Below are 3,494 nucleotides of genomic sequence, written 5' to 3'. Positions count from 1 at the left end.
GGCGGGAGGCGATCGCGGTCAGGGCCACGCCGCTCGCGGCCCAGATGCCGTAGGCCACGCCGAGGTTCATGCCCTCCGAGAGGCTTAGGCTCAGGCAGCCGAACGCGATCACGTATCCCACGCCGACGACGCCGAACCAGGCGCGCGAGCCGGTGCTGGCCATGCGGAGCGAGAGCGTCGCGGTGACCTCGGTCAGGATCGCGACGACCAGGTAGATCCACGCCATCAGAGGGCCTCGTCCTCGGCCGACGCTGTTGCAGCGTGCGCAGCCTGTGAGCCGAGCTCGACCAGCAGCACGCCGCCGATGATCACGGCGATGCCCAGGCCCATGAGCGGGGTCAGCGGCTCGTCGTAGATCACGCTCGACAGCACCGCCGTCAGCGCGACGCCGCACGCGGCCCAGATGCCGTAGGCGACGCCGAGGGCCATGCCCTGGCCGAGCGCGGCGAACAGGAACGTGAACGCCGCCACGAAGCCCGTCACCACGATCACGTACAGCGCGGGTTGGTCGAGGGCGCCCTTGAGCGAGAGGGACGCGGTGACCTCGCTGGCGATCGCGCCGGCGAGGAGGAGCCACGTGGTCATGGGGTGGGGGATCCGATCAGGTCGAGGGCGGTCGCGAGCACGGCCTCCCGGTCGTGCGGGGCGAGAGGGAGGACACCGGTTGCGTCGGCGAACCAGCAGCCGTCGGCCATCAGGCGGGCGGTCTGGAGCCGGGCGCGCTCGTCCGGGGCCAGGTCGGTCGGGACCTCGACCCAGGGGGCGAACCGGGCGGCCCAGCGCTCGGCCATCTGCTCCCGGAGGCGTGGGTCGCTGAACAGCACGAGGTCGGTCGCGTCGTGCGGGGTGGTCACCGACCATCGGACGTAGGCGGCGATCCGCTCGTGCGCCGGGGCGGCGTCGCCGCCGGGCAGCAGTGCCTCGAGCGCGCGCTCGTACCGGTCGAGCACGTGGTCGACGAGGGCCGCCACGAGCGCCTGCTTCGAGGAGAAGTGGTACATCAGTCCGGGCTTGGTGACGCCAGCGGCGCGGGCTGCGGCGTCGAGCGACAGGGCGTCGCCGTCGCGGACCACGTCGAGCGCCGCGGCGAGGAGCGCCTCGCGCTGGGACGGGCGGTGAGGGGGAGCGGGCACGTACTTACTTTACCAACCGGATGGCTAAGTAAGTAGATCGGGGTCCTGGTTGTCGTCCGGTGCGCGGATTGGGCCGCGACACGTGGGCTGCAGCGCTACCCTGATCCTCTCAGGGGAGAAGCGAGGGAGGCCATGACGGAGCCGTTGGACGAGCGTCTGCGCGATGACGACGCGCTCGACGAGATCGAGCTGACCAGCAAGCTCATGATCGCGGCCACCGACTCGGACACCCCTCTCTCGCAGCACGAGGTCGACGAGATCCTCGGTCTCACCGACGACGACGGGACCGCCGAACCGGCCTCCTGAGGGCTCGGCCCAACCGTCGCGTTGGTGAAGCGGCGGTGAACCCCTAGCATGGTCACGGCCAACTGACCGTTGACAGGAGCAAGGCGTGCGCTTCCGCATTCGACCGGTGGAGACGACGTTCTACGATCTCTTCTCCGAATCCGCCAGCCACCTCGTGGCTGGCTCCGACCTCCTGGCGGGGATCCTCGCCGACGGGGTGGACCGAGAGGCCCTCGCCGACCAGATGCGGGAGGCCGAGCACCAGGCCGACGAGACGACGCACCGCATCGTGCGCCTCGTCAACAGCACCTTCGTCACGCCCTTCGACCGCGAGGACATCTACTCGCTCGCCAGCGCGCTCGACGACGTCATGGACTTCATGGAGGAGGCGGTCGACTCGATCGTCCTCTACGACGTCTCCGAGTTCCCGCCCCACTTCGCCGACCAGCTCGACGTCCTGCAGCGGGCCTCGCGGCTCACGGCCGACTCGATGCCGCGCCTGCGCACGATGAAGAACCTCGACGAGTACTGGATCGAGATCAACCGGCTCGAGAACGAGGGCGACCGCAACCACCGCCGGATCCTGGCGCACCTGTTCGGCGGCAGCTACAAGGCGATGCAGGTGCTCAAGATGAAGGACATCGTCGAGTCCGTGGAGCAGGCGATCGACGCGCTGGAGACCGTGGCGAACATCGTCGAGCAGATCGCCGTCAAGGAGTCCTGACACGTGGACACCGTCCTGGCGATGGTCATCGCCGTGGTGGTCATCGCCCTGGTCTTCGACTACACCAACGGGTTCCATGACGCCGCCAACGCGATCGCCACGTCGGTCTCGACCCGCGCGCTGACGCCCCGGGTCGCCCTGGCGATGGCGGCGATCCTGAACTTCGTCGGAGCCCTGCTGGGGGTCGAGGTCGCCAAGACGATCCAAGGGATCATCGACATCGACGGCGTCACGAGCATCTCGGACGCCGACCGGGCCCACGCCCTGACGATCGTGCTCGCCGCGCTGATCGGCGCGATCACCTGGAACCTCATCACCTGGTACTTCGGCATCCCGTCGTCGTCCTCGCACGCCCTGATCGGCGGCATCGTCGGTGCCGGTGTGGCCTCGTCCACCACGGTCTCGTGGGACACGCTGGTCGAAAAGGTCGCGATCCCGATGGTGCTGTCGCCGCTGATCGGCTTCCTCGGGGCGTTCGCGCTGATGACGGCGATCATGTGGGGGTTCCGCAAGGCCAACCCGCACAAGGTCTCGCGCGGCTTCCGGCACGCGCAGACCGTCTCGGCGGCCGGCATGTCGCTCGGCCACGGACTGCAGGACGCGCAGAAGACGATGGGCGTCATCGTGCTGGCGCTCGTCGCCGGCGGCTTCCACGACGGCGACGGCGTGCCCCTGTGGGTCATCGTGGCCGCCGCCTCGGCCATCGCTGCCGGTACGTACTCCGGCGGCTGGCGCATCATGCGCACCCTCGGGCGCCGCATCATCGACCTCGACCCGCCGCGCGGCTTCGCCGCCGAGGGCGTCGCAGCGACGGTGCTGTACGTCATGGCGATCGGCCTGCACGCGCCCGTCTCCACGACCCACACAATCACCTCCGCGATCATGGGCGCCGGTGCCACGAAGCGGATCTCGGCAGTGCGCTGGGGCGTCGCCCGCGGCATCGTCACCGCCTGGATCGTCACGATCCCGGCCGCGGCTGCGGTCGCCGCGATCACCTACTTCATCGGCCGCCTCTTCCTGCCCTGAGCAGCGCCCCGGTGGTCGAGGTGCCCCTTTCGAGGCTCCTCGTTCCTCGTCGCACCTCAGGGCGCGGACGGTGACCCCCGGTGGTTGAGGTGTGAGTGCCGCTTGCGGCGCGAGCCTCGAAACCGTGGTGACCTTCCGGGTCGAGCCAGCCAGGGTTTCGAGGCTCAGGCGCTAGAGCGCCTTCGCACCTCAACCACCGGTGGTGGGTGTGCCGGTGGTCGAGGTGTGCCCTTCGAGGCTCCTCGTTCCTCGTCGCACCTCAAGGGGCGGAGGGGTGCCGCCCCCTGAGGTGCGACGAAGGAGCCTCGAAGGGGGTTCCTCAGCCA

The 3,494-nt window shown here is 69.6% G+C and carries 6 protein-coding genes; 3 read left to right on the top strand and 3 right to left on the bottom strand.

Annotated elements, in window-relative coordinates; genetic code table 11:
* The 3 genes from ABD127_RS07920 to ABD127_RS07910 all read right to left on the bottom strand — a co-directional run.
* Positions 1-226: DMT family transporter (locus ABD127_RS07920; protein WP_344199675.1), on the bottom strand; the 226-nt coding region annotated here is incomplete at its 3' end.
* Complete coding sequence (locus ABD127_RS07915; protein ID WP_344199672.1) at positions 226-585, bottom strand: DMT family transporter; 360 nt, start codon at positions 583-585, stop codon at positions 226-228. The genes ABD127_RS07920 and ABD127_RS07915, both read right to left, overlap by 1 nt.
* Complete coding sequence (locus tag ABD127_RS07910) at positions 582-1,133, bottom strand: TetR/AcrR family transcriptional regulator (protein WP_344199669.1); 552 nt, start codon at positions 1,131-1,133, stop codon at positions 582-584. Before ABD127_RS07910 ends, ABD127_RS07915 begins: the two co-directional genes overlap by 4 nt.
* A gap of 132 nt (positions 1,134-1,265) precedes the next feature.
* On the opposite strand from ABD127_RS07910, the gene ABD127_RS07905 reads away from it, so the two are divergent.
* The 3 genes from ABD127_RS07905 to ABD127_RS07895 all read left to right on the top strand — a co-directional run bounded on the left by ABD127_RS07905 (position 1,266) and on the right by ABD127_RS07895 (position 3,168).
* Positions 1,266-1,439, top strand: a complete 174-nt coding sequence (locus ABD127_RS07905; protein WP_344199666.1) for a hypothetical protein — start codon at positions 1,266-1,268, stop codon at positions 1,437-1,439.
* Between the two features lie 85 nt (positions 1,440-1,524).
* A complete protein-coding gene (locus ABD127_RS07900) occupies positions 1,525-2,142 on the top strand; it encodes a DUF47 domain-containing protein (protein ID WP_344199663.1) in 618 nt (205 codons plus the stop codon).
* A 21-nt stretch (positions 2,143-2,163) separates the two neighbouring features.
* Positions 2,164-3,168, top strand: a complete 1,005-nt coding sequence (locus ABD127_RS07895) for an inorganic phosphate transporter (protein ID WP_425545802.1) — start codon at positions 2,164-2,166, stop codon at positions 3,166-3,168.
* Positions 3,169-3,494 lie beyond the last annotated feature (326 nt).

The sequence above is a fragment of the Aeromicrobium alkaliterrae genome (assembly GCF_039529015.1).
In the GTDB taxonomy this organism is placed as follows: Bacteria; Actinomycetota; Actinomycetes; order Propionibacteriales; family Nocardioidaceae; genus Aeromicrobium; species Aeromicrobium alkaliterrae.
Note: the sequence above shows the minus strand (reverse complement) of the source record. Positions and strands in the feature narration are given on the sequence as shown.